At 71.1% G+C, this 22,876-nt stretch carries 22 protein-coding genes and 1 pseudogene; 16 read left to right on the forward strand and 7 right to left on the reverse strand.

The annotated features are described in order from the left end of the window. Positions 1 to 233: 233 nt before the first annotated feature. Genes OG219_RS39635 through OG219_RS39650 form a run of 4 tightly spaced genes read left to right on the forward strand, consistent with a single transcriptional unit; the run spans position 234 to position 4,303 of the window. A complete protein-coding gene (locus tag OG219_RS39635) occupies positions 234 to 2,774 on the forward strand; it encodes an ATP-binding protein (protein WP_266834958.1) in 2,541 nt (846 codons plus the stop codon). After that, the gene (locus OG219_RS39640; RefSeq protein ID WP_266473148.1) at positions 2,771 to 3,250 is read left to right on the forward strand and encodes a roadblock/LC7 domain-containing protein; all 480 of its coding nucleotides are present in this window, start codon (positions 2,771 to 2,773) and stop codon (positions 3,248 to 3,250) included. Before OG219_RS39635 ends, OG219_RS39640 begins: the two co-directional genes overlap by 4 nt. Positions 3,251 to 3,306: 56 nt before the next feature. Continuing rightward, positions 3,307 to 3,741, forward strand: a complete 435-nt coding sequence (locus tag OG219_RS39645) for a DUF742 domain-containing protein (RefSeq protein ID WP_266834960.1) — start codon at positions 3,307 to 3,309, stop codon at positions 3,739 to 3,741. Next, a complete protein-coding gene (locus OG219_RS39650; RefSeq protein ID WP_266834962.1) occupies positions 3,692 to 4,303 on the forward strand; it encodes an ATP/GTP-binding protein in 612 nt (203 codons plus the stop codon). The genes OG219_RS39645 and OG219_RS39650 overlap by 50 nt, the downstream gene beginning before the upstream one ends. A gap of 55 nt (positions 4,304 to 4,358) precedes the next feature. Here the strand turns inward: OG219_RS39650 and OG219_RS39655 are convergent, their stop codons facing one another. From OG219_RS39655 to OG219_RS39670, 4 genes are all read right to left on the reverse strand, one after another. After that, a complete protein-coding gene (locus tag OG219_RS39655) occupies positions 4,359 to 5,033 on the reverse strand; it encodes an ABC transporter permease (protein ID WP_266834964.1) in 675 nt (224 codons plus the stop codon). After that, on the reverse strand, positions 5,030 to 5,740 hold the full coding sequence (locus tag OG219_RS39660; RefSeq protein ID WP_266834966.1) for an ABC transporter permease: 711 nt from the start codon (positions 5,738 to 5,740) through the stop codon (positions 5,030 to 5,032). Before OG219_RS39660 ends, OG219_RS39655 begins: the two co-directional genes overlap by 4 nt. Continuing rightward, entirely contained in the window at positions 5,737 to 6,876 is a 1,140-nt protein-coding gene (locus OG219_RS39665; protein ID WP_266834968.1) for an ABC transporter ATP-binding protein, read from the reverse strand. Before OG219_RS39665 ends, OG219_RS39660 begins: the two co-directional genes overlap by 4 nt. Before the next feature lie 119 nt (positions 6,877 to 6,995). Next, on the reverse strand, positions 6,996 to 7,574 hold the full coding sequence (locus tag OG219_RS39670) for a TetR/AcrR family transcriptional regulator (protein ID WP_266834970.1): 579 nt from the start codon (positions 7,572 to 7,574) through the stop codon (positions 6,996 to 6,998). A 302-nt stretch (positions 7,575 to 7,876) separates the two neighbouring features. On the opposite strand from OG219_RS39670, the gene OG219_RS39675 reads away from it, so the two are divergent. Both OG219_RS39675 and OG219_RS39680 read left to right on the forward strand, forming a co-directional pair. Further along, complete coding sequence (locus OG219_RS39675) at positions 7,877 to 9,325, forward strand: MFS transporter (RefSeq protein WP_266834972.1); 1,449 nt, start codon at positions 7,877 to 7,879, stop codon at positions 9,323 to 9,325. Continuing rightward, positions 9,322 to 10,440: a serine hydrolase domain-containing protein gene (locus tag OG219_RS39680; RefSeq protein ID WP_266834974.1), complete on the forward strand. Its 1,119-nt coding sequence runs from the start codon at positions 9,322 to 9,324 to the stop codon at positions 10,438 to 10,440. The genes OG219_RS39675 and OG219_RS39680 overlap by 4 nt, the downstream gene beginning before the upstream one ends. A gap of 8 nt (positions 10,441 to 10,448) precedes the next feature. Here OG219_RS39680 and OG219_RS39685 read toward each other — a convergent pair whose 3' ends face one another. Both OG219_RS39685 and OG219_RS39690 read right to left on the reverse strand, forming a co-directional pair. Continuing rightward, complete coding sequence (locus OG219_RS39685; RefSeq protein ID WP_266834976.1) at positions 10,449 to 11,261, reverse strand: SAM-dependent methyltransferase; 813 nt, start codon at positions 11,259 to 11,261, stop codon at positions 10,449 to 10,451. Between the two features lie 127 nt (positions 11,262 to 11,388). After that, positions 11,389 to 12,102, reverse strand: coding sequence for a CDP-alcohol phosphatidyltransferase family protein (locus OG219_RS39690; protein WP_266834978.1), 714 nt, complete (start codon positions 12,100 to 12,102; stop codon positions 11,389 to 11,391). A gap of 105 nt (positions 12,103 to 12,207) precedes the next feature. On the opposite strand from OG219_RS39690, the gene OG219_RS39695 reads away from it, so the two are divergent. The 5 genes and pseudogenes from OG219_RS39695 to OG219_RS48190 all read left to right on the forward strand — a co-directional run. Next, the gene (locus tag OG219_RS39695) at positions 12,208 to 13,188 is read left to right on the forward strand and encodes a zinc-binding alcohol dehydrogenase (RefSeq protein ID WP_266834980.1); all 981 of its coding nucleotides are present in this window, start codon (positions 12,208 to 12,210) and stop codon (positions 13,186 to 13,188) included. A gap of 128 nt (positions 13,189 to 13,316) precedes the next feature. Next, the gene (locus OG219_RS39700) at positions 13,317 to 13,715 is read left to right on the forward strand and encodes a 6-carboxytetrahydropterin synthase (RefSeq protein ID WP_266473132.1); all 399 of its coding nucleotides are present in this window, start codon (positions 13,317 to 13,319) and stop codon (positions 13,713 to 13,715) included. After that, the gene (locus OG219_RS39705) at positions 13,712 to 14,914 is read left to right on the forward strand and encodes a glycosyltransferase family 4 protein (protein WP_266834982.1); all 1,203 of its coding nucleotides are present in this window, start codon (positions 13,712 to 13,714) and stop codon (positions 14,912 to 14,914) included. Before OG219_RS39700 ends, OG219_RS39705 begins: the two co-directional genes overlap by 4 nt. Then, positions 14,911 to 15,843, forward strand: coding sequence for a class I SAM-dependent methyltransferase (locus tag OG219_RS39710; protein WP_266834984.1), 933 nt, complete (start codon positions 14,911 to 14,913; stop codon positions 15,841 to 15,843). The genes OG219_RS39705 and OG219_RS39710 overlap by 4 nt, the downstream gene beginning before the upstream one ends. Before the next feature lie 101 nt (positions 15,844 to 15,944). Then, positions 15,945 to 16,703: pseudogene (locus tag OG219_RS48190) on the forward strand (lysylphosphatidylglycerol synthase transmembrane domain-containing protein); the annotation flags it as partial. Between the two features lie 197 nt (positions 16,704 to 16,900). Here OG219_RS48190 and OG219_RS39720 read toward each other — a convergent pair. Further along, complete coding sequence (locus OG219_RS39720; RefSeq protein WP_323183326.1) at positions 16,901 to 17,746, reverse strand: creatininase family protein; 846 nt, start codon at positions 17,744 to 17,746, stop codon at positions 16,901 to 16,903. Between the two features lie 38 nt (positions 17,747 to 17,784). On the opposite strand from OG219_RS39720, the gene ribA reads away from it, so the two are divergent. The 5 genes from ribA to OG219_RS39745 are packed head-to-tail and all read left to right on the forward strand — an operon-like array spanning position 17,785 to position 22,874. Further along, the gene (gene ribA, locus OG219_RS39725) at positions 17,785 to 18,516 is read left to right on the forward strand and encodes a GTP cyclohydrolase II (protein ID WP_266834988.1); all 732 of its coding nucleotides are present in this window, start codon (positions 17,785 to 17,787) and stop codon (positions 18,514 to 18,516) included. A 3-nt stretch (positions 18,517 to 18,519) separates the two neighbouring features. Further along, complete coding sequence (locus OG219_RS39730) at positions 18,520 to 19,524, forward strand: ornithine cyclodeaminase family protein (protein ID WP_266834990.1); 1,005 nt, start codon at positions 18,520 to 18,522, stop codon at positions 19,522 to 19,524. Next, positions 19,521 to 20,666, forward strand: coding sequence for an FAD-binding oxidoreductase (locus OG219_RS39735; protein ID WP_266834992.1), 1,146 nt, complete (start codon positions 19,521 to 19,523; stop codon positions 20,664 to 20,666). The genes OG219_RS39730 and OG219_RS39735 overlap by 4 nt, the downstream gene beginning before the upstream one ends. Further along, positions 20,663 to 21,718, forward strand: a complete 1,056-nt coding sequence (locus tag OG219_RS39740) for a saccharopine dehydrogenase (protein ID WP_266834994.1) — start codon at positions 20,663 to 20,665, stop codon at positions 21,716 to 21,718. The genes OG219_RS39735 and OG219_RS39740 overlap by 4 nt, the downstream gene beginning before the upstream one ends. Further along, entirely contained in the window at positions 21,711 to 22,874 is a 1,164-nt protein-coding gene (locus OG219_RS39745) for a saccharopine dehydrogenase family protein (RefSeq protein WP_266834996.1), read from the forward strand. Before OG219_RS39740 ends, OG219_RS39745 begins: the two co-directional genes overlap by 8 nt. Positions 22,875 to 22,876: the final 2 nt, after the last annotated feature.

Consider the following 22,876-nt stretch of genomic DNA (forward strand, 5'->3'; position numbering starts at 1 on the left):
CCTTTGGAGACCACGCGGCTCCATTCAGTGGGCGCAATGTGGCCGGAATGCCTGCGAACGGGACGTATCCGCATGTCAGAGTTTGGTTGATCATGGCCGAACACTTCCGGCAGCCGCTAATGTTGGCGGAGTCGAGGGCCTTGTTCCACTTGCCGGCCTGAGCGCGCTGTCGCGATCGTGAACCCACCAAGCCCGGGCAGCGGGCTTCCATGGAGTGAAGTCAAGGAGGTTTGGTGCCCGCGCACAGGAAAGCCGTCCTGGGAGAGCCGTCCGCGGCCCCCCGAACAGGCCGGACTCCGACCCTCCTTGACCGTTGGCCCTTCCGCCGGAAGCTCAACGTCCTGGTGATCGTGCCGCTCACGGTCGTCTCGGTGATGCTCTCGTACGTCGTCTACATGCAGGTCGACCGGGCCCTGTCCGCCGCTGACACCGCCCAACTCGTGCGGGACAGCGCGGAGGTGACCAAGCTCATCGACAGCGTGCAGGCCGAGCACCGGCAGGCGCTCCTCGTCTCGCTGCGCTACGAGGCCGCCACCTCCGACGAGGGCCCGCCCGAGACCTCCTCCTACCTCGACGCCCAGCAGAACGTCAACACCCAGGCGGATGCCGTCCGTTCGGCCTTCGGCGACCGGCTGCCCGAGGCCGAGGCGCAGGCGCTCAAGGAACTGGAGGGCCTGGACAGCCTCCGGCAGACCGTCGAGTCGGGGCCCATTCCCGCCGACAACATCGACCCGGCGTACGGATCGGTCATCGAGGGACTGATCAACGGCCTCGGGCTCGGCCAGTCGCCCAGCGAGTCCACGTCGTCCGCGGGCAATCTGCTCGACGCGCTGCTGCGCGCCGACACCGCCCACGCCTCCTTCGAGACCAGTGTCTTCGCGGCCCGGACCCGGAACTCCAACGCGCTGATCGAGTACACCGGCGCCGTCGGTGACTACGACCAGTACACCTACCAGGCCGAGCGGTTCACCCGGTTCGCCACCCAGGAACAGGGCAGCGATCTCGCCGGGATCGAACACAGCCCGTACCAGAGCGTCATCGCCCAGCACTACGCCGAGCTCCAGGTCGACCCCGGCGCCCTGGTCGCCGAGAACGCCCAGCAGCTGGGCAACGTCCTCGACGACGCGCTGAGCGCAGACCCCACCTACGAGCGCCAGGCGCAGAACCGGCTGAAGATCACCGAGTCGCTGATCGGCGAGATCGCCGCCGAGACCCAGGACGCCTCGAACAGCGCCTGGTGGCTGGTGGTCTGGCTGGTCGTCGGCAACCTGCTCGCCTTCGTGGCCTGGTTCCTGTTCTCGGTGCTGATGCGCCGGTCGGTGATGCGGACCGTGCAGAGCCTCACCTCGGCGGCCCAGCATGTGGCCGCGGCGGCGGAGCACGAGCTCGCCCGGGTCGCGGACGACGACGCCGAGGACGCGAGCCCGCCACGCCTCGAAGCCGTACCCGTGCCGGTCCGCGACGAGATCGGTGAACTCGCCGAAGCCTTCAACCAGGTCCAGGTCACCGCGACCGCCCTGCTGGAGCGCCAGGTCGTCAGCCGCCGCAACATCGCCGAGATGTTCGGCAACGTCGGCCGTCGCGTCAGCAACCTGACGGCACGCCAACTCGCGCTGATCGACTCGGTGGAGCGCGGCGAGACCGACCCCGAGGTACTGGACCGGCTCTACCGCATCGACCACATCGCCGTACGCCTCCAGCGCAACGCCGACAGCCTGATGCTGCTCGCCGGAATCCGTGAGGGCGGCCTCAACACCGGCCCCATGCGGCTCAGCAACATCGTCCGCGCCGCGCTCGGCCAGATCGAGGGCTACCAGCGCGTCACCCCGCACGCCGAAGGCGATGTCACGGTCGCCCCTGACATCGTTGGCGATCTGACGCTGATGCTCGCCGAACTGCTGGAGAACGCGGTGATGTTCTCCCCGGCGTCCAGCAGCGTCGAAGTGGTCCTGCGCCCCCGGCACGACTCCGCCGGCGGCGCCCTCGTCGAGATCATCGACCACGGGCTCGGGATGAACACCGAGCGGCTGGCCGAGGAGAACGCCCGCCTGATCCGCCGCGAGCGGCTCGACCTGGCGCCCACCGAGGTCCTCGGCCTCTTCGTGGTCGGCGGTCTGTCCCGGCGCTGGGGCATCGAGGTCGTCCTGTCCCGCACCCCGGGCGGCGGCGTCACCGCCACCGTCGCGGTCCCCTCCTCGCATCTGCTGCTCGCCGACCCGACGGGAGCCGCGGCGCGGGCCCCGCACATCATGCCGCCCGCCCGCCGCTCCGGCCCGCCCGAGCCGCGCCCCTCGACGGTCGAGCCGGCGCCGGGCGCCTCGGCCCTGCCCCGCAGGGTTCCCTCACGGTCGCGGGGCGAGGAAGCCCCCGGTCACGGGCGCAGACAGGAACCCGCGACGGGAACCGGTGGCGAGGACGCCCTGGCCCACCCCACGAACGGACTCAGCCGGCGGCGCGGCAGGACGGCCCCGTCGGAACCCGCCGAGGCCACCGGTTCGCTGCGGCGCCGGGTGCGCGGTGCGACCCTGTCGTCGAGCACCGCGTCGACCCGCCTGCCCAAGCAGCCCATGCCCACTCCGCGGCCGCCCGCCTGGCAGCCCGCCGACCCGGAGGCCACCCGCTCCGAGCTCGACGAGTTCGAGGCCGCGGTCCTGCGGGCCCAGAGCGAGTGCGAGGCCGAGGACACGAGCCCCGGCGTGACCCGCCCCGGAGCACCGACCGAGCAGACCACTCCGAACAGCAGATCCTCATTCCCGGAAGGCACGAGCAAGTGACCAATTTGACAGGCAAGCCGGAATCCGGAGCCGCGGAACCGGTGACGGACGTCAAGGCCGCCGCTGCCGACTTCAATTGGCTGCTCAATCGATTCGCCACCGAGACCGCCGGGGTCGTCGACGTCATCGGCGTCTCCTCCGACGGCCTGCTGCTCGCGGTGTCCCAACTGCGCGGCCAGGCGGACTCGGAGAGGCTCGCCGCGATCGTCTCCGGCATCACCAGCCTCGCCATGGGAGCGTCCGGAAACTACGGGCTCGGTGGCCTGAACAAGGTCATCATCGACCTGGAGGAGGGACATGTCCTGGTGTCGGCGCTCGGCGCGGGCGCGGTGCTCGGCGTGGTCGCCTCCAAGGAGGCGAAGCTCGGCAACATCGCGTACGAGATGACGCTGTTCGCCAACCGCGCGGGTGCCGTCCTGAGCCCCCAGCTGGTCATGGAACTCAAGAACACCGTGGGCATCGCACCGACCGGTTGACGGTCGACAAGGGCGGCGCCGGTCCATGACCACCCGCGAGGCGAAGGGACAGGGACGTGACGACGGCCGGCGAGCCATCAGGCGACGACGACACCGCGTGGGGCACGGAGCCCCCCGCGTCGGTCGTCCGGCCCTTCCTGCTGACCGCGGGCCGGATCGCGGGCGGCGACAGTCTCGTACCGCCGATCCCGATCGAGACCCAGGTGGTGGCAACGGACTTGGGTCTTGCCGCCCTTGACGCCTTCGTCTTCGACCAGCACCGCGACATCATCGCGGTCTGCCGCCAGCCGCAGTCCCTGGCGGAGATCGCCGCGAAGCTGCGGATGCACTTGAATGTGATCAGGGTGCTCGCCGACGATCTGCGCGCCGACGGTCAACTGGCCTTGTACGCACCGCAGGCCGACTCCGCCCGCGACGCCACCGTATTGCGAAGGGTTATCGATGGTCTCCGAGCTATCCCCGACTCCCGGGGCGCGATCCGTGAGCGCTGAATCCGAGGGTCCCCGGCCGCCGATGCCGGTGAAGATGGTCATCGCGGGCGGCTTCGGCGTGGGCAAGACCACGACGGTGGGCGCCATTTCCGAAATCGAGCCGCTGACCACCGAGGCGTCCATCACCTCGGTCGCCGCGGGCGTCGACGACCTCTCCCACACGCCGCAGAAGGTGACGACCACCGTCGCCATGGACTTCGGCTGCGTCACCCTCGACCCGACCCTGAAGCTCTATCTGTTCGGGACCCCCGGCCAGGAGCGCTTCGGGTTCATGTGGGACGACCTGATGGAGGGCGCCCTTGGCGGCCTCGTCATCGTCGACACCCGGCGGCTCGACGACTGCTACGCGGCCGTCGACTACTTTGAGCACCGCGAGATCCCCTTCGCGGTGGCCATCAACGCCTTCGACGGCAAGGTCGAGCACGACCTGAACGACGTACGGTGGGCCCTCGACGTCGGCGAGCACGTGCCGCTCACCGTGTTCGACGCCCGCGAACGCGGATCGGTGCGCGACGCGCTCCTCGTCGTCCTCGAACACGCCCTGGCCACCGCGCAGAAGTAGAACAGAGCGGGAAGGGGGCGACGGGCACGGCCCGTCGCCCCCTTCCTTGCTTCCGTCAGGCCGTACGGCGCCTGCGCACCCCCGGGGACACCGCCACCCGGGCCACGACCCAGAACAGCACGAGGACGAGCAGCGCCAGGATGGCTATGAGAGCCGCCCCGCCGGCCGTCTTCTCGAAGTTGCGCTGGTACAGGCCGTCCAGGATGTACCGGCCGACTCCGCCCAGGGCCACATAGGCAGCGATCGTGGCCGTCGACACGATCTGGATCGTCGCCGAGCGCAGACCGCTGAGGATCAGCGGCAGCGCCGCCGGCACCTCGACCTGGAAAAGGATCTTCCCCTCCGACATGCCCATGCCGCGGGCGGCGTCGACGGGGGAGGGGTCCAGGGTGCGGATCGCCTCGTACGTGGTGATGAGGATCGGGGGGATCGCCAGCACCACGAGCGGGATCATCACGGGCACGATGCCGAGGCCCAGCCACACGAACATCAGCACAAGCAGCCCGAACGTCGGCAGCGCCCGGGCCCCCGAGGCCACGAACGCCAGCGTGTTGCCACCGCGGCCGGTGTGTCCGGTGACGAGCCCGATGGGCAGGCCGATGGCCGCGGCGATCGCGAGTGCCCCGGCGGTGTACTGGACGTGTTCCCACACACGCTGCGGGATCCCGTCGTAGCCGTGCCAGTGGGACCCGTCGCTGAAGAAGGACTGCATGAAGTTGAGTACGTTCACGAGACGCTCTCCGGGGTGCGGGCGGCGCCCGCGGTCTTGGACGGCGAACGGCGTGCGGCCTTGCGGCCCGAGGGCGGCTGCCAGGGGGTGAGCACGCGCCGCAGCAGGACGAGTACGGCGTCGACCAGCACCGCGAGGACGGCGGTGGTGACCACCGAGTTCACCGCGAGCACGGGGCGGTGGTAGAGCATCGCCGTGGTCAGCAGATTGCCGAGCGCACCCTCGTTGCCGATCAGCGAGCCGACGCTGACCAGGCTGATGCTCGACGCGGTGGCCACGCGCAGTCCCGCCATGATCGCCGGTACGGCGATGGGGAGTTGGACCTGGAGGTAGCGGCGCACGGGTCCGATGCCCATCGCCGCGGCGGCGGCGTTCGTCTCCTCGGGCACAGAGCGGACGCCGTCGACGACCGCCGGGACCAGAATCACCAGGCTGTAGAGGCACAGCGGGATCATCACGGTCGTCTTGCTCAGTCCCGTGTAGTCGATGAGCACCACGAAGAAGGCGATCGAGGGGATCGCGTACAGCACCGTGGTGAGCCAGAGGACCGGCGGATAGATCCAGTTGAAGCGGAGGCACAGCAGGCCGATCGGCAACGCCAGCAGGAGACCGACTAGCACCGGGATCAGCGCCTCCTGCATATGCGTGGAGATCAGACCGAGATAGCTGCTCTGGAGGTCGCTCGGGATGTCGAAGAAGCCGTTCATCGATCGGCCTTCACCTGCGACGGAAGCTCCGCCGATTCCGCCGCCCGCTGCTGCCTGGCCGCCCGGATCGCCGCGGCGATCTTCTCCTGCCCGGCGAGGCCCAGCACCTTCCCCGCGCCGTCCACGGCGACCGCCTGGCCGGTGGGCGACAGCACCGCCCGGTCCAGGGCCACGCGCAGCGAGTCCCGGCCGATCTCGAAGCTCTGGCCGTACGGCTCAAGCGTCTTGACGTCACCGCGCCACTCCGCGAGGTCGGCCCAGCCAAGCGGCTTGCCGTCGGCGTCGGTGACCAGGACCGGGGCTTCCGCGCCGATGCGCCCGGCGGTCTCCTCCCAGTCGGTGCCGACGGGGAGGACCCGGGAGCGGTCGAGGGGGAGGTCGCGGGTGGACAGGAACGACAGACCGCGGATGCCCCGGTCGGCGCCCAGGAACTCCTCGACGAAGGAGTCGGCCGGCGACGACAACAGCTCGTCCGGCGTGGCGAACTGGGCGAGCTTGCCGCCGGTGCGCAGCACCGCGACGCGGTCGCCGATCCTGATGGCCTCGTCCATGTCGTGGGTGACGAACACGATCGCCTTGCCCAACTCGCCCTGAATGCGCAGCAACTCCTCCTGCAGGCCCCGGCGCACGACCGGGTCGACCGCGGAGAACGGCTCGTCCATCAGAAGCACCGGCGGGTCCGCGGCCAGTGCGCGGGCGACGCCGACACGCTGCTGCTGGCCCCCGGAGAGCTGGTAGGGGTAGCGGCGGGCCATGTCCTTGTCGAGGCCGACCCGTTCCATGAGTTCGGCGGCACGGGCCCGGGCGCGCTGCTTGGTCCAGCCGAGCAGCCGCGGCACCGTGGCGATGTTGTCGAGGATGTTGCGGTGCTGGAAGAGCCCGGCGTTCTGGATGACGTAACCCATGGACTGGCGAAGGGCGTTGACCGGCTGGCGCTGGACGTCCTCGCCGTTTACCCGGATCGTGCCGCTGCTCGGCTCGACCATGCGGTTGATCATGCGCAGCGTGGTGGTCTTGCCGCATCCCGAAGGCCCGACGAGCACGGTGATGGAGTGGTTCGGTATCTGGAGTGACAGGCGATCGACGGCCACAGTGCCGTCGGCGTATCGCTTGCTGACATCTTCGATGGCTATCAAGCGTCGAAACCCTTCGGAAGCGCATGCGCTCGCACGTGGTGCGATCACGTGTACGAGGGTGCGCAGTCTAGCCAGTTGGGGTTCGCGCCCGGTGCGGCGCCCGTCGGGAAGTTCCCTCGTCAGCGTGCGGTGCGGACGCCGTCGAGGGCGACGGCGAGGACGCGGTCGCGCTGGGCGTCGTCGAGGAAGGTCGTCGAGGTGATCCCGGAGACCATCCGCAGGAGGTCGTCGAAGGCGATGTCGGCTCGCGCCTCGCCGGCCTGCTGCGCCCGCTCGAACAGCGGCCCGCCCGCCGCGTACATCGAGTCGCGGCAGGCGAGGAAGATCTCCGACTCGTTGTTGAGCGCCTCGCGGATGGCCCGCTTGGTCACCGTGTAGTCCACGAACCGGCGCAGCCACGAGGCCAGCGCCTCCCAGGGCTCCAGTACGGCGACATCCTGGGCGACCTGGCAGAGGTCGTCCACCTCGTCCGCGTAGACGCTCTCGAAGAGGTGGCGGCGGGTCGGGAAGTTCCGGTAGAGGGTGCCGATCCCGACGCCCGCGCGGCGGGCGATGTCCTCGAGGGAGGCCTCGGCGCCGTTCTCCGCGAACGCCTCGCGCGCGGCTGCGATCAGGGCGTCGTAGTTGCGCGCGGCGTCCTTCCGGTGCGGGCGCCGGGCCGCGACGATCTCGCTGACGGGGAACGGCTGAGCCGTCACTGCTGCCTCCCGGGGCCGGTACGAGGTTGAAGCGGAGGTAGGCCTCCGCTACAGTGGAGGCGTACCTCCACTTTACCAGTAGGGGTGTCCTCCGCGTGGATGCGTGCGGCCGCACGCATCGCCGACGCGCCGGCCCCCGCTTCGACCCGTACCGGGCCCTGCGCCTTCCGCACCGCCCGTCCCCCGTACCTGTCCCATCCCCGCCGCGACCGCCCTCTGCGGTCGGCGGCGTGACCGACGCTGCCTCGCGGCGATCCAGCTCTCGTCTTTTCTCTTCTGCTCTGCTCGGAGAGGCCCTTTTCATGCCCCGGAAGTCCACCCGTCTCACCTTCGCGGTCCTCGCGACCGGTGCGGGCGTGTTCTCCATGCTCCAGTCGCTGATCGCGCCGGCCCTGCCGACGGTTCAGCACGCTCTGCACACCTCGCAGTCCACCGCGACCTGGGTGATGACGGCGTACCTGCTGTCCGCCTCGGTCTTCACCCCGATACTCGGCCGCGTCGGCGACCTGATCGGCAAGAAACGCACCCTCGTCGCCGTCCTGGTGACCGTGACGATCGGCTGTCTGCTCGCCGCGCTCGCCCCGACCATCGGCGTGCTGATCCTCGCCCGGGTCGTCCAGGGCATCGGCGGTGCGCTGTTCCCGCTGTCCTTCGGCATCATCCGCGACGAGTTCGCCCCGGCCGAGGTCGGCCCCAGCATCAGCAACCTGTCCGCCGTGATCGCCGCGGGTGGCGGCGTCGGCATGGTGGCCGCCGGTCCCATCGTGACCGCGCTCGACTACCGCTGGCTGTTCTGGCTCCCCGTCGGCATCGTCGCCGTCACGACGCTGATCGCCCTGCGCTACGTGCCCGAGTCGCCCAGCCGGGCCGAGGGACGCGTCAACTGGCTCGGCGCCGTACTGCTCTCCGGCTGGCTGGTGGCCCTGCTGCTCCCGCTCAGCCAGGCGAGCCGGTGGGGCTGGGGGTCGGGCCGGGTGATCGGGCTGTTCACCGCCGCCGTACTGCTCTTCGCGCTGTGGCTGCTGGCCGAGGCGCGCTCCCGTTCCCCGCTGATCGACCTGCGCATCATGCGGCTGCCCGCCGTGTGGACCACCAACGCCGCCGCCCTGCTGTTCGGCGCGGGCATGTACTCGATCTGGTCCTTCCTCCCCGGCTTCGTGCAGACCCCGAGCTCCGCGGGTTACGGCTTCGGTTCGAGCGTCACCGCGGCCGGACTGCTCATGCTGCCGATGCTGATCGCGATGTTCTGCTCGGGCGTGCTGAGCGGTCGCCTCGAACCCGTACTCGGCGCCAAGAAGCTGCTCACGGCGGGTGCCGCACTCGGCGCCGTGGCCTGCGGCTTCCTCGCCCTCTGGCACGACGAGCAATGGCAGGTCGCCTTCGCGGCGGGTGTCTTCGGCCTCGGCATCGGACTGGCCTTCGCCTCGATGGCCAACCTGATCGTCGGCAGCGTCCCGCCCGAACAGACCGGCGCCGCGACCGGCATGAACGCCAACATCCGCACCATCGGCGGCTCCATCGGAGCGGCGGTCACCAGTGTCCTGGTCACCGGCCACCTCCAGCCCTCGGGCCTGCCGTACGCCTCCGGATACACCCACGGCTTCACCCTGCTCGCCCTGCTCTGCCTCGCCGCGGCCCTGGCGGCACTCCTCGTGCCGGGTCGGCGCGCCGGGCGCATCCCCGGTACGCCCCGTGCGTCCTCCGAGGTATCCCGTACGGAGCCGGAGACCGATGCCATGATGCCCAGGTGAGTCATGACGGCGTGGGTGCACGGCTGCGGGCGCGGGTCGGCGCCGTCCTCGAACGGCTCGTGGAGTCGGGGCAGGAGAACGGTCTCCAGGTGGCGGTCCATCTGCACGGGGAGCTGATCGTCGACGCGTGCGCGGGCGACGCCTCCCCGGGCAGTGCCGTCGCACCCGACACGCTGATCCACAGCTTCTCGCTCGGCAAGGGCTTCACCACGACCCTCGTGCACATCCTCGCCGACCGCGGGCTGATCGACTACGACACCCCGATCGCCCACTACTGGCCCGAGTTCGGGGCCCAGGGCAAGGACCGCGCCACCGTACGGCACGCCCTGACCCACGCGACGGGCGTACCGCAGCTGCCCGCCGCCATCACCCCGGCCGAGCTGTGCGACTGGGACACGATGTGCGCGATCGTCGCGGCGCAGGAACCCCTGTGGGAGCCGGGTACCGCCAGCGGCTACCACGGCTGGACCTTCGGCTGGATCCTCGGTGAGACCGTGCGCCGGATCACCGGGCTGACTCCGGCGGAGGCACTGCGTACGTACGTCGCGGAGCCCCTCGGCGTCGCCGACGAGCTCTTCTTCGGGCTGCCGGAGAGTGAACTGGCGCGTACGGCACCGCTGGTGGAGGGCGACTGGGCTGCGTACCTGGAGAGCCTGCCGCTTTCCGTGCCCTTCGTCCGGCTCGTCGCGCCGAACCGCAGTGTGTGGACCACCGCCGAACTGGCCAACCGCCGCGACTATTTGCTCGCCGACCTGCCCGCCGGCGGTACCACCACCGCGCGGGCGGCGGCGCGCATGTACGCGGCGCTCCTCGGCGAGGTCGACGGCGTACGGCTGCTCACCCCGGAGCGGATGCGGCTCGCCTCCGCCGTGGCCGTCGACGGCAAGGACAGGACGTTCCTCGGCAGGTCCACCAAGGGGCTCGGCTACTTCCTCGGCCTGCCCGAAATGGCGGGGGAGACGACGTCCTTCGGTCACCACGGAAGCGGCGGCAGTATCGCCTTCGCCGACCGCGAGCGGAGCCTCTCCTTCGCCCTCACCCGCACCCGGCTGGTCTCCCCGGAGGTCGACACCGGCCGTGTACTGGCGAACGAGGTCCGGTCGCTCCTGTCCTGACCGGAGCGTTACAGCTTGTGTCCGACCCCGCACCACATGGGCAGCGAGCCGACGGGCGGTACGTCGTCCGGGCCGGGACGCCATCGGGGGAACTGGACGACTCCGGGATCCAGCAGCTTCGTACCGTCGAAGAAGCGGGTGACGTCGGCGTGCGAGCGGGGCGTCGCGGCCGCGTGCTCGGCGGCGCGTTCGTTGTAGACGCGCATCGACTCGGCGACCTCGTCGGCTCCGACGTCGGAGGCGGGGTGGGAGAGGACGAGGTGGCTGCCGGGGGCGAGCGCGTCGAGGAGACGGCCGGTGATGGCGTACGGATCGTCGGCGTTCGGGATGTACTGCAGGATCGCCACCAGCATGAGGCCCACGGGCTGCGACAGGTCGAGTGTGTCGCGGGCCGCGGTGAGGATGCGGTCCACGTCGCGCAGATCCGCGCTCAGATAGTCCGTCGCCCCGTCGGGAGTACTGACGAGGAGGGCGCGGGCGTGGGCCAGCACGATCGGGTCGTTGTCGACGTACACCACCCGGGCGCCGGGATCGACCCGCTGCGCCACTTCGTGGGTGTTGTCCGCGGCGGGGATGCCGGTTCCGATGTCGAGGAACTGCCGGATACCCGTCCCGGCCAGCTCGCGCACCGCCCGGCCCAGGAAGGCGCGGTTGGCCCGGACCGCGGGGATGATCTCCGGATTGGCGGAGGCGGCCAGCTCGGCGGCCTCCTGGTCGGCCGGGTAGTTGTCCTTGCCGCCCAGCCAGGCGTTGTAGACGCGCGCGGGATGTGCCACCGAGGAGTTGATGGGGACCATGCCGCCCGCCGACCGTTCGTTCATGATGCCCAGCCCCTCATACGCCGTCATCCGCCTGCCGTGGCACACGGTAACCGACCTCGGAGCCGCAACTTCCAGCCAGGTGGGTTCAGTTGCCAGGGGTTGGTGCGCGCCCGTGAACCGGCCCCGATCAGGCCGCGGCGCGCCGCAGCCAGCTGATGTCGCGGCCGAACGACCACACCAGTGACGCGAGCGCCAGCAGCACCGTCCCGGCGGTCACCTCGTACGGCAGGACCCCGGCGCCCGCGACGAGCAGCACGATCCCCTGCAGCGCGGCCACCGTCTTGCGGGCCATGCTCGGGGGCAGCGGGGCGTTCAGCCACGGCGCCACCCGGGCCGCCGCCACGAAGGCGTAGCGCATCGTGCCGATCAGCAGCACCCACGGGCCCAGCGACATGGAGACGTACACGCTCAGCACCAGGATCAGGAACGCGTCGACCTCCATGTCGAAGCGGGCGCCCAGCGCGGAGGACGTGCCGGTGCGGCGGGCGACCTTGCCGTCGACGCCGTCGAGGATCAGGGCGACCGCCGTCAGACCGACGAGGAGCGTGACCGGCGGCGAGCTCTGGAAGGAGTCCGCGACCAGGGCGGTGACGCCGCCGACGAGGATGGCCCGGCCGAGGGTGACGCGGTTGGCCGGGCCGAAGGACCGGGGCTGTGTGCGGCGCAGGGCGCGGTTCAGCACCGCCCAGGTGGCGATCGCGAAGGCGAGGCCCGTCAGCCAGCCCGCAGGGCCCATGCCGATCGCCGAGCCCAGGAAGGCCAGCACCAGGAGCTGCACACCCGCTCCCACGATGGTCTCCTGCTGGGGGAGCCTCAGGTCGTATGTGTTGTTCAGGGCCACCGCTAGTCCTCCGGCCGTATGACAGAGTCGATCAACGCCGCGTACAGTGCGCGGCTTGTCACCGCTCCGTACGTGAAGATCTGCCGGATCGTTCAGGAGACCCTCATGGAACTCACAGCCCGAGCCTTCTGGATCAACTCGCCAGGACACGCCGAGATACGGGAAACAGCCCTGCCGGAACCCGCCGAGGACGAGGTGCTAGTACGCACGCTCTACTCCGGAGTGAGCCGGGGCACCGAGACCCTCGTCTTCCGTGGCGGCGTACCGGAGAACCAGCACACCGCGATGCGCGCACCGTTCCAGGACGGCGACTTCCCGGCACCCGTGAAGTACGGCTATCTCAATGTCGGCCGGGTGGAGGAGGGGCCCGCGGCGCTGCTCGGCCGGACCGTCTTCTGCCTGTATCCGCACCAGACGCGGTACGTCGTCCCCGCGAGCGCCGTGACCGTCGTCCCCGATTCCGTGCCGGCCTCGCGCGCCGTGCTCGCCGGGACCGTGGAGACCGCGGTGAACGCCCTCTGGGACGCCGCGCCAATGATCGGCGACCGGATCGCCGTGGTCGGCGGCGGCATGGTCGGCTGCTCCGTCGCCGCGCTTCTCGCGCGGTTCCCGGGCGTACGGGTCCAGCTCGTCGACGCCGATCCGGCACGCGGTGACATCGCGCGGGCACTCGGCGTCGACTTCGCGCTGCCCGAGGACGCGGCCGGCGACCTCGACCTCGTCGTGCACGCCAGCGCCACCGAGGCCGGGCTCGCGCGGGCGCTGGAACTCCTCGCCCCCGAAGGCACCGTGATCGAACTCAGCTGGTACGGCGACCGGCGGATCAGCCTGCCGCTGGGGGAGGCCTTCCACTCACGGCGCCTGACGGTCCGCAGCAGCCAGGTGGGTTCCCTTTCCCCCGCGCGGCGAGCGGGCCGCACGTACGCCGACCGGTTCGCGCTCGCCCTCGACCTGCTCGCCGACCCCGCCTTCGACGCGCTTGTCACGGGCGAGTGCCGATTCGAGGAACTGCCCGACGCGATGGGCAAATTGGCCTCCGGTTCGATACCCGCCTTGTGTCACCGCGTGGTCTACGACGGGGTTTGAGCCCGTAACAAGCTGCCTGACCTCCGAAAAAAGGGAAACGGGCGGCTGAACAAGGAGTACGGACCAGCCGTACTACACGGCACGGTCCCGGCAGGGGATCAGACGCACCGCACCTGGAGGGTCGTCCGTTGTTCAGCATCACCGTCCGCGATCACCTGATGATCGCCCACAGCTTCCGTGGCGAGGTCTTCGGCCCCGCGCAGCGCCTGCACGGGGCGACGTTCCTGGTGGACGCCACCTTTCGCCGCGCCGAGCTGGACGACGACAACATCGTCGTCGACATCGGGCTGGCCACCCAGGAACTCGGCGCTGTCGTCAGCGACCTGAACTACCGCAACCTCGACAACGAACCGGTCTTCAAGGGCACCAACACCTCGACGGAGTTCCTGGCCAAGGTCATCGCCGACCGCCTCGCCGACCGCGTGCACGCGGGGGCGCTCGGCGAGGGCGCCCAAGGACTCGCGGGCATCACCGTCACCCTGCACGAGTCGCACATCGCCTGGGCGAGTTACGAGCGTGCGCTGTGACCGACACGACCATCGACCAGGCAGCCGTGAACGGGAACCAGCCCTCCCTGAACTACGTGCCGGTGCAGAACGCGGCTCTCAAGAAGGCCGAGATCATCCCCATGTCCCTGCGCTCCGTGCACTTCGTCATGCCGGGCGGCGTCGACGACCCGGCCGCGCCGAGCGGCGGCAACGCCTACGACCGCAGGCTCTGCCTGGACCTGCCCGGCTTCGGCTGGCAGGTCCACCGGCACGCCGTCGCGGGCGAGTGGCCCAGCCCCGGAGCCGCCGCCCGCACCGAACTCGCCCGCACGCTGCGGGAGCTGCCGGACGGCACGACCGTCCTGCTCGACGGGCTCGTCGCCTGCGGCGTCCCCGAGATCATCGTCCCCGAGGCCGAACGGCTCGCCCTCACCGTCCTCGTGCACCTGCCGCTCGGCGACGAGACCGGACTCGCTCCCGCCGTGGCGGCCGAACTGGACGCCAAGGAACGTACGACGCTGCGGGCCGTGTCCGCCGTCGTCGCCACCAGTGACTGGGCGGTGCGCCGGCTCGTGGCCCACCACGGGCTCGCCCCCGACCGGGTCCATGTCGCCGAGCCCGGCGCCGACATCGCGCCGATCGCCTCCGGCACCGACGGGGTCTCGCGGCTGCTCTGCGTCGCCGCGGTCACCCCGCGCAAGGGACAGCACCGGCTGGTCGAGGCCCTCGCGAGCGTCACCGACCTGCCCTGGAGCTGCGTCCTCGTCGGCGGACTCGCCCAGGACCCGGCGTACGTCGCCCAGATCCGCGCCCTCATCGAGAAGTACGGCGTCGGCAACCGGCTGCACCTGGCCGGACCGCAGGCGGGCGCCCAACTCGACGCCAGCTACGCCGCGGCGGACCTGATGGTCCTCACCTCCTACGCCGAGACCTACGGCATGGCCGTCACCGAGGCGCTCGCGCGCGGCATCCCGGTCCTTGCGACCGACGTCGGCGGCCTGCCCGAGGCCGTCGGACGCGCACCCGACGGCGGGGTGCCCGGCATCCTCGTACCACCGGAGGATCCGGCGGCTCTCGCCTCGGAACTGCGCGGCTGGTTCGGCGAGGCCGACGTGCGCCGCCGTCTGAAGGCGGCCGCCCGCGGCCGACGCGCCGCGCTGAACGGCTGGGCCACCACGGCTCGGAGCCTGGCCGGCGTCCTTGGACGGCTGCCGCGGGAACCCAGGAGGGCGGCATGAGTACCGCTACCAGTCCGTCAGGGGTGCCGGGCGTGCCCGAGCCGGAGGTTCGGGCAGGTCTGCCAGGGGAGCGCGTCGACGCGGTCGGCGCCGATGACGTGCCTCGATACGCGCCCCAGTGGCTGCAGTTGCGCGAAGGCGCCGATGCCGCCGCGCGGGCGTCCGAGCTGCTCGACCCGCTGCGTATCCGTCTCGCGAACCGGCCCGGACGCGGCGACGACCTGGTGATTCACGACCTCGGCTGTGGCACCGGGTCCATGGGCCGCTGGCTCGCGCCCCGGCTCGACGGCGGCCAGCACTGGATCCTGCACGACCGGGACCCCTATCTGCTCCACTTCGCGACCGTGGGCGCGCCCCGCGCGGCCGCCGACGGCAGCCGGGTCACCGTCACCACGCAGCGCGGTGACATCGGCCGGCTCACCGCGGACGCCCTGGCCGGGGCCTCCCTTGTGACGGCCTCCGCGCTGCTCGACGTGCTCACCGGTGACGAGATCGACCGCCTCGCGGCGGCCTGCGCGGGCGCCGGAGTGCCGGCCCTGCTGACGCTCTCCGTCGTCGGCCGCGTCGAACTCACCCCGGCCGAACCGCTCGACGCCGAGTTCGCCGAGGCTTTCAACGCCCACCAGCGCCGCGGTGACCTGCTCGGTCCCGAAGCCATCACGGCCGCCTGCGAGGCCTTCGCCCGCTACGGCGCGACGGTCCGCACCCACCCGAGCCCCTGGCGGCTCGGCCCCGACACCGCCGCGCTCACCCAGGAGTGGCTGCGCGGCTGGGTCGGCGCGGCCTGCGAGGAGCGACCCGAACTCACCGCCCACGCAGAGACGTATCTGCGGTCTCGGGTGGCGGCGGCCGCCGCGGGCGAACTGCGCGTGATCGTCCACCACAGCGATGTGCTGGCGCTGCCCCGGCCGACGGGTGGGTCGCTGTGAGCGCGGGGGCGGACGTGAACACGAGTCCGAAGCGCGCCCGCGGCAACTCCCGCCGGATCCGCACCCACCTCGGCACCGTCGCCGGTGCCGCGATTCTCGGGGTGCTCCTCTGGCGGCTCGGCACCGGTGTCTTCCTGGACGGGCTGCGGCGGGTCGACGGAGTGGCGCTGCTCGCGGCGCTCGGGCTCGGGCTGCTCACCACCGTGTTCAGCGCCTGGCGTTGGTGCCTGGTGGCGCGCGGGCTGCAGATCCGGCTGCCGCTGGTGCCGGCCGTCGCGGACTACTACCGGGCGCTGTTCCTCAACGCGGCGCTGCCCGGCGGGATCCTCGGCGATGTGCACCGCGCCGTACGGCACGGCCAGAGCGCCGGGGACGTCGGCCGCGGCGTAAGGGCGGTGGTCCTGGAACGGACCGCGGGCCAGGCGGTGTTGGCGGCGGTCGGAGTGGTGGTGCTGCTCACCCAGCCGTCCCCGGTGCTCGCGGAGACCCGCCACTTCGCCCTGGTCCTGGCGATCGTCTCGGTGTGCGGAGTCGTGACCGTCGGCGCGGTGCGCCGGGTGCGTACGCCCAGCCGCTCCCAGCGGTACGGCGCCGTCCGCGCCGCGCTCGTCGAAGCGCGCGGCGCCCTGCTCGCCCGGGGAAGCTGGCCCGGCCTGGCGCTCTCATCGGTCGTGGTGCTGGCCGGTCACCTGGCCATGTTCCTGCTCGCCGCCCGCGTCGCCGGATCCACCGCGTCCGCCGCCGAGTTGCTGCCGTTGGCGCTGCTGGCCCTGATCGCCATGGGGCTGCCCCTGAACGTCGGCGGCTGGGGCCCGCGTGAGGGCGTCACCGCCTGGGCGTTCGGTGCCGCGGGGCTCGGCGCGAGCATGGGCCTCACCGTCGCCGTGGTCTACGGCGTGCTCAGCTTCGCAGCGAGCCTGCCCGGTGTCGCCGTCCTGGTCGTCCGGTGGGCGGCGGCGCTCCGGCGCCCCCGCGAGGAGAGCGCAGGAGGGCACGAACAATGCCGACGATCAGCGACCGCCGAGGTTCAGCTCTCCGGAGTTCAGATCTCCGAAGCTCAGCTCTCCGAAGTGCCGGTCCTGCGACTCCCGGCCTCGCGACTTCCGGTCTCCGAACTCCCGGTCTCCGAACTCCCGGTCTCCAAAGGCAGCGTCTTCGACGTCACCAGGGAGAAATACGCCGCGAACGCCTCGGTCAGCCCGGCGAGCAGTTCCTTCCCCTTCTCGGCGCTGGCCATCGAGGGACGGCCGATGACACCGGACTCGGTATAGGCGGACATACCGAGGGTGAGCAGATGACGCCGGTCGTCCGCGAGGAAATCGGAAGTCTCGTAACCGGCCTTGACCAATTCAGGATGGGCGTGCAGAAGAATGGAGGTCTCTATTTCCCCCGCGTGCATATCACTGAGCAGCGAGGTCTGTACTCCGGCCCGTTCCCTCGCAGCGTCCCAGTCCTCCATGGCCGGGAAAAGCGCCATCCGCGTACCGCTGCCCGCGGATTCCTGAACCACATTGCCCAGTACGTAGTTTCCGCCGTGTCCGTTGACCACCACCAGTGTGTCGACGCCGGACCGGCGCAGCGAATCGGCGATGTCCCTGACCACCGCGTGGAGCGTGACGGAAGAGATGCTGACGGTCCCCGGCCACGCGGCGTGCTCGTGCGAGCAGGAGATCGTCACCGGAGGAAGGAGATGGACCGGATACGCGGCGGCGACCTCCCGCGCGATGGCACACGCGACGAGCGTGTCCGTCGCCAACGGCAGGAACGCACCGTGCTGTTCGAAGCTTCCGACCGGAAGCACGGCGACCTGCCGTGACACATCCGCCCCCCGCGCCCGTACGTCTTCGGTGGTGTCAACCGGCAACAGACCGGATACCGTCGAGCGCGTTCCCGAACCACTCATGTTTTCACGGCCTTTCGACTCTGCTTAGGAATCAGATCATGACAGATAACTTTGGAGTACTCGGCGGGAATGCCCACCTCACAGGTGTCGAACGCGTCGTGATTGCCCCATTGCCCACTGTGTACGGCGCTTTCCACGCAGTCGGTTACCTGGACCACGACCGGGGAGAGGAACAAGTGGCCCTGGTGTACGGGGACTTGGCCGACATCGGGGAAGGGGACACGCTCACCCGTCTCCATTCGGAGTGCCTGACCGGGGACGCCTTCGGGTCCATGCACTGCGAATGCGGCGACCAGCTCGCCGCCGCGCTGCGCGCCATCGTGGCGGAGGGGCGCGGCATCCTCGTCTACCTCCGGGGCCACGAGGGCCGCGGCATAGGCCTGCTCGCCAAGCTCCGCGCGATGAAGCTCCAGTCGGAGGGTATGGACACCGTCGAGGCGAACCTCGCCCAGGGCCTGCCGGTGGACGCCCGCGACTACCGGGTGGCGGCGGAGATCCTGCACGACCTCGGCGTACGGTCCGTGCGGCTGATGTCGAACAACCCGCGCAAGCGCGAGGCGCTGCTGCGCCACGGCATCAAGGTCGCCGAACAGGTCCCCCTGCTGATCCCGCCGTGCGAGGAGAACCTCAGCTATCTGCTGACCAAGCGGGAGCGCATGGACCACCACCTCCCCCACTTGGACGGAGCCCACCTGGGCGGATCCCCCCTCAACGGATCCCCCTTGGGCGACCGCGATCTTTTGCGGATCGGCAAAGACGGCTATCACTGAGGAATGAGAGAAGACGACGCCGACGGCTCTGACGACGCGGGTCCGCTGTATCTGTCGCGCGAGCAGGTGCGGGAGCTGCTCGACACCGATACGGCGATCGCCTCGCAGCGCGCGGCCTTCACCGCGCTCGGCGAGGGCACCGCGGAGCTGCCGGGGAAGATCATGCACCCCAGCCGCTTCGACGACAGCGTCGTCTTCGCGTACCTCGCCCGGCTGTCCGCGGCCACCGGGGCCGTCGCCAAGATCGGCAGCGTCAACCCGGGCAACGCGGCGGCCGGGCTGCCGACCGTCCACGCGGTGATCAACGCGCTCGACCCGGTCACCGGGCAGCTCGCCGCCGTCATGGACGGCACGGCGGTCACGACCCTGCGCACGGCAGCGGCGAGCGCCGTCGCCTTCGACGCGCTGGCGAACGCCGACAGTGCGGAGCTCGGCGTCCTCGGTTCCGGTACGCAGGCCCTCGCCCATGTGCGGGCCGTCGCGCGGGTACGGGAGCTGGGGTCCGTACGGCTGTGGAGTCCGGACCCGGGTCGCCGGGCGCACGCGGCGCAGCGCCTCGCGGCCGAACTCGGTGTCGCCGTCAAGGCGGTCGAAACGGCCGAGGAAGCCGTCGCCGGGCTGCCGATGGTCGCGGCCTGCACCCTCAGCAGCACGCCCGTCGTACGGGGCGAGTGGCTGGCGCCGGGATGCACGGTCGTCAGCGTCGGTTCCTTCGAGCCCAGCAGGAGCGAGGTCGACGCGGAGGTCGTACGCCGGGCCGCTGCGGTGGTCGTCGACGACCCGGAGACGGCGGCGGAGCACGCCGGTCCGCTCGTCGACGCGCTGCGGGCCGGGCGGCTCGCCCAGGAGGACCTGATTCCGCTCGGCGGCGTGCTCACCGGCACGCACCCGGGCCGGGGGCACCACGACGACATCGTGTACTACAACAGCGTCGGGCTCGGCATCCAGGACGCCGCCGCGGCCTGGGCCGTCATCGACGCGGCCCGCGCCAAGGAGTCCCGCCGGTGAACCGGACGGCGCGGGTCGTCGTCATCGGCGGCGGGGTGATGGGCACCAGCATCGCCTGCCACCTGGCGCGCGCGGGCGTACCCGACGTGGTGCTCGTCGAGCGCGACGAACTGGCCTCCGGGTCGACCTCGCGGGCCGCGGGCGGGGTCCGGGCGCAGTTCTCCGACGAGCTCAACATCCAGCTGGGCGCCCGGAGCCTGGAGGCGTTCGGCCGCTTCGGCGAGGATCCGGGCCAGGACATCGGACTGCACCGGGTCGGCTATCTCTTCCTGCTCTCCACACCCGAAGAGATCGCGTCCTTCGAGGCCGGCGTCCGGCTGCAGAACTCCCTCGGCGTGCCCAGCCGCATGATCGAACCGGCCGAGGCGCACCGGCTCTCACCCCTGATCAGCACCGACGGGCTGCTCGCGGCGGCCTTCTCACCGGACGACGGGCACTGCACGCCCGAATCCGTCGTCCAGGGCTACGCCGCCGGGGCCCGTCGGCACGGCGCGACCGTACTGCGGCACTGCGAGGTCACCGGCGTCGAACTGCGCGGCGACGAGATCACGGCGGTGGTCACCAGCCGGGGCCGGATCGAGACCGACACGGTCGTCTGCGCGGCCGGTGCCTGGTCGCGGGCCATCGGCGCGATGGTGGGCGTGGACCTTCCCGTGGAGCCCCTGCGCCGCCAGATCGCGGTCACCGAGCCCGTCCCCGGACTGCCGCCGGACCTCCCCATGACCATCGACTTCACGAGCAGCCTCTACTTCCACACCGAGGGCCCCGGTCTCCTCCTCGGCATGTCCGACCCCGACGAGACCCCCGGCTTCTCCACCGACACCCACGACCGCTGGGTCCCGCGCCTGTGCGAGGCCATGGAGCGGCGCGCCCCCGCCCTGCTCGACCTGCGCAGGACGGGCGGCTGGGCGGGCCTGTACGAGATGACACCGGACCACAACGCGCTGATCGGCGAAGCGGATTCGTGTACGCGGTTCCTGTACGCGACAGGGTTCTCCGGCCACGGATTCCTGCAGGGACCGGCGGTCGGCGAGGTGGTCCGCGATCTATATCTCGGCCGCGTACCCTTCGTCGACATCAGCCCCCTCAGCGCCGAACGCTTCGCCGCCGACGCACTGCGCCCGGAGATCAACTGCGTATGAACTCCCTCCACTTGTGGCTCCGTCACGAGACCCGTACGACCGAGCGGCGCACGCCCGTCGTGCCCGCTGACGCCCGACGGCTCGTCGAGAGCGGCGTGACACTCACCGTCGAGGAGTCACCGCAGCGGGTCTTCCCGATCGAGGCGTACGAGGCGGCCGGCTGCCGTGTCGCCCGGACCGGATCCTGGGTCTCGGCCCCGTCTGACGCGGTCGTCCTCGGACTCAAGGAACTCCCCGACGAGCCAGCCGCACTGACACACCGCCACGTCTTCTTCGGGCATGCCTACAAGCAGCAGCCCGGAGCCGAGACCCTGCTGCGCAGATTCCTCGCGGGCGGCGGAGCCCTGCTCGACCTCGAATACCTGGTGGACGACGACGGGCGCAGGCTCGCCGCCTTCGGCTACTGGGCCGGATATCTCGGTGCCGCCCTCGCCGTACTGCACCACCGGGGCAGGCTCCGGGCCCCGCTTCGGCCGACGTCCAAGGAAGAGCTGGACGCGGAACTCGCCGGAGACGGCGCGGAGTTGAAGGCACTGGTGATCGGCGCCCTGGGCCGCAGCGGCCGAGGCGCCCGGGTCGCCCTGCAGGTGGCCGAAGTCGAGCCCACCTGCTGGGACCTTGCCGAGACCCGCGATCTGGACCGGCACGCCTTGCTGGAACACGAGTTGATGGTCAACACCGTGCTGACCACCAGGCCGGTCCCGCCCTTCCTCACCGACAAGGACCTCGACGAGCCCGGCCGCCGGCTCCGCACCCTGTGTGACGTCACCTGCGATGTCGGGTCGCCGATGAACGTACTGCCGGTCTACGACACCACCACGGACTGGACGGAGCCCGTCCGCCGGCTGCGCGACCGGCCCGCCCTCGATCTGATCGCCATCGACAACCTGCCCTCCCTGCTGCCGCGCGAGGCGAGCGTCGACTTCTCGGCGGAGCTGCTGCCGCTGCTCCTGGAGTTCGAGACCGGCGGGGCATGGGGCCGCGGTCTCGACCGGTTCCGTCAAGCCTGCCGTGAACTCGGCGCAACAGAAGGGGAGTTCCGCGATGCCTGAGGCGACGGCCGCGAGCGGCACCGTGCACTGGATCGGTGCGGGCCTGTCCACCGGAAGCGGTCTCGCCGCGACGTGCGACGCCGCCGACCGCGTACGACTGTGGCATCGCACCGAGGAACGCGCCGCAAGCGCCCTGGCCGCCCTGGACTTGACCGGGCGCGCCGAACCCCGCGCGTACACGCTTCCCGCGCTCACCGCCGAACTCGCCTCCGGAGACGTCGTCGTCTCCATGCTGCCCGCGCCCGAACACGCCCCGCTGCTCGCCGCCTGCGTCGAACGCGGCGCCCACTTCGCCTGCTCCAGCTATGTGTCCGCCGCGGTCCTGGAGCAGGTGCCCGAGGCCACGGCGGCGGGTGTCGTGGTGCTGACCGAGTGCGGGCTCGACCCGGGCATCGACCACCTCTTCGCACACAGTCTGATCGCCCGTGCCCAGGCGGCGATCGGCGCCGAGTCGGCCGCCTCGTACAGCCTCACCTCGTACTGCGGCGGCATCCCTGCCGTGCCCAACGACTTCAAGTACCGCTTCAGCTGGGCACCGGCGGGCGTCCTGGGCGCCCTGCGCTCGCCCGCCCGCTACGTCGAGGACGGCGCGGTGACGACGGCCGTCCGCCCCTGGGAGGCGACCCGCACCCATGTGATCGACGGCGAGACCTTCGAGGTCTACCCCAACCGCGACAGCGTTCCCTTCCTCGACCAGTACGGGCTTCCGGAGGCCTGGAAACCGGCGGCCTTCGTCCGCGGTACCCTCCGTCTCGAGGGCTGGCTGCAGGCCTGGGACGCGGTGTTCGAGGAGCTGAAGGCGGGCGACGACCGGCGCATCGCGGCCCTCGCACAGGAGTTGGCGAGGGCCTACCCGACCACCGAGGCCGACCGTGACCGGGTCGTACTCGCCGTTTCGCTGGAGGTGCGCGGCGGAACGGGTTCGGGCTCGGGGGAGGACTGGTCGGGGCGTTACCTCCTCGACCTGGAGGGCACCGCCGAGGAGAGCGCCATGGCCCGCTGTGTCTCCCGCACGCTCGCCCTCGGTGTCCGCCACATCCTCGACGGCTCGCTCCCGCCAGGGCTGAGCCGCGCCGCGGAGACGGCGGAGCGGTCGGAGGAGTGGCTCACCGAACTGGCCCGGGACGGAGTGGACTTCACGCTGCGGACCGGGTGACC

The organism is Streptomyces sp. NBC_00038, from assembly GCF_026343635.1.
Lineage (GTDB): Bacteria > Actinomycetota > Actinomycetes > Streptomycetales > Streptomycetaceae > Streptomyces.

Coding starts and splice junctions, on each gene's coding strand:
- OG219_RS39745 (WP_266834996.1), top strand. CDS start 21,711: ATGCCTGAGGCGACGGCCGCGAGCGGCACCGTGCACTGGATCGGTGCG.
- ribA (WP_266834988.1), top strand. CDS start 17,785: ATGACAGATAACTTTGGAGTACTCGGCGGGAATGCCCACCTCACAGGT.
- OG219_RS39685 (WP_266834976.1), bottom strand. CDS start 11,261: ATGAACGAACGGTCGGCGGGCGGCATGGTCCCCATCAACTCCTCGGTG.
- OG219_RS39660 (WP_266834966.1), bottom strand. CDS start 5,740: ATGAACGGCTTCTTCGACATCCCGAGCGACCTCCAGAGCAGCTATCTC.
- OG219_RS39720 (WP_323183326.1), bottom strand. CDS start 17,746: ATGAGTGGTTCGGGAACGCGCTCGACGGTATCCGGTCTGTTGCCGGTT.
- OG219_RS39650 (WP_266834962.1), top strand. CDS start 3,692: ATGGTCTCCGAGCTATCCCCGACTCCCGGGGCGCGATCCGTGAGCGCT.
- OG219_RS39740 (WP_266834994.1), top strand. CDS start 20,663: ATGAACTCCCTCCACTTGTGGCTCCGTCACGAGACCCGTACGACCGAG.
- OG219_RS39730 (WP_266834990.1), top strand. CDS start 18,520: ATGAGAGAAGACGACGCCGACGGCTCTGACGACGCGGGTCCGCTGTAT.
- OG219_RS39710 (WP_266834984.1), top strand. CDS start 14,911: ATGAGTACCGCTACCAGTCCGTCAGGGGTGCCGGGCGTGCCCGAGCCG.
- OG219_RS39675 (WP_266834972.1), top strand. CDS start 7,877: ATGCCCCGGAAGTCCACCCGTCTCACCTTCGCGGTCCTCGCGACCGGT.
- OG219_RS39695 (WP_266834980.1), top strand. CDS start 12,208: ATGGAACTCACAGCCCGAGCCTTCTGGATCAACTCGCCAGGACACGCC.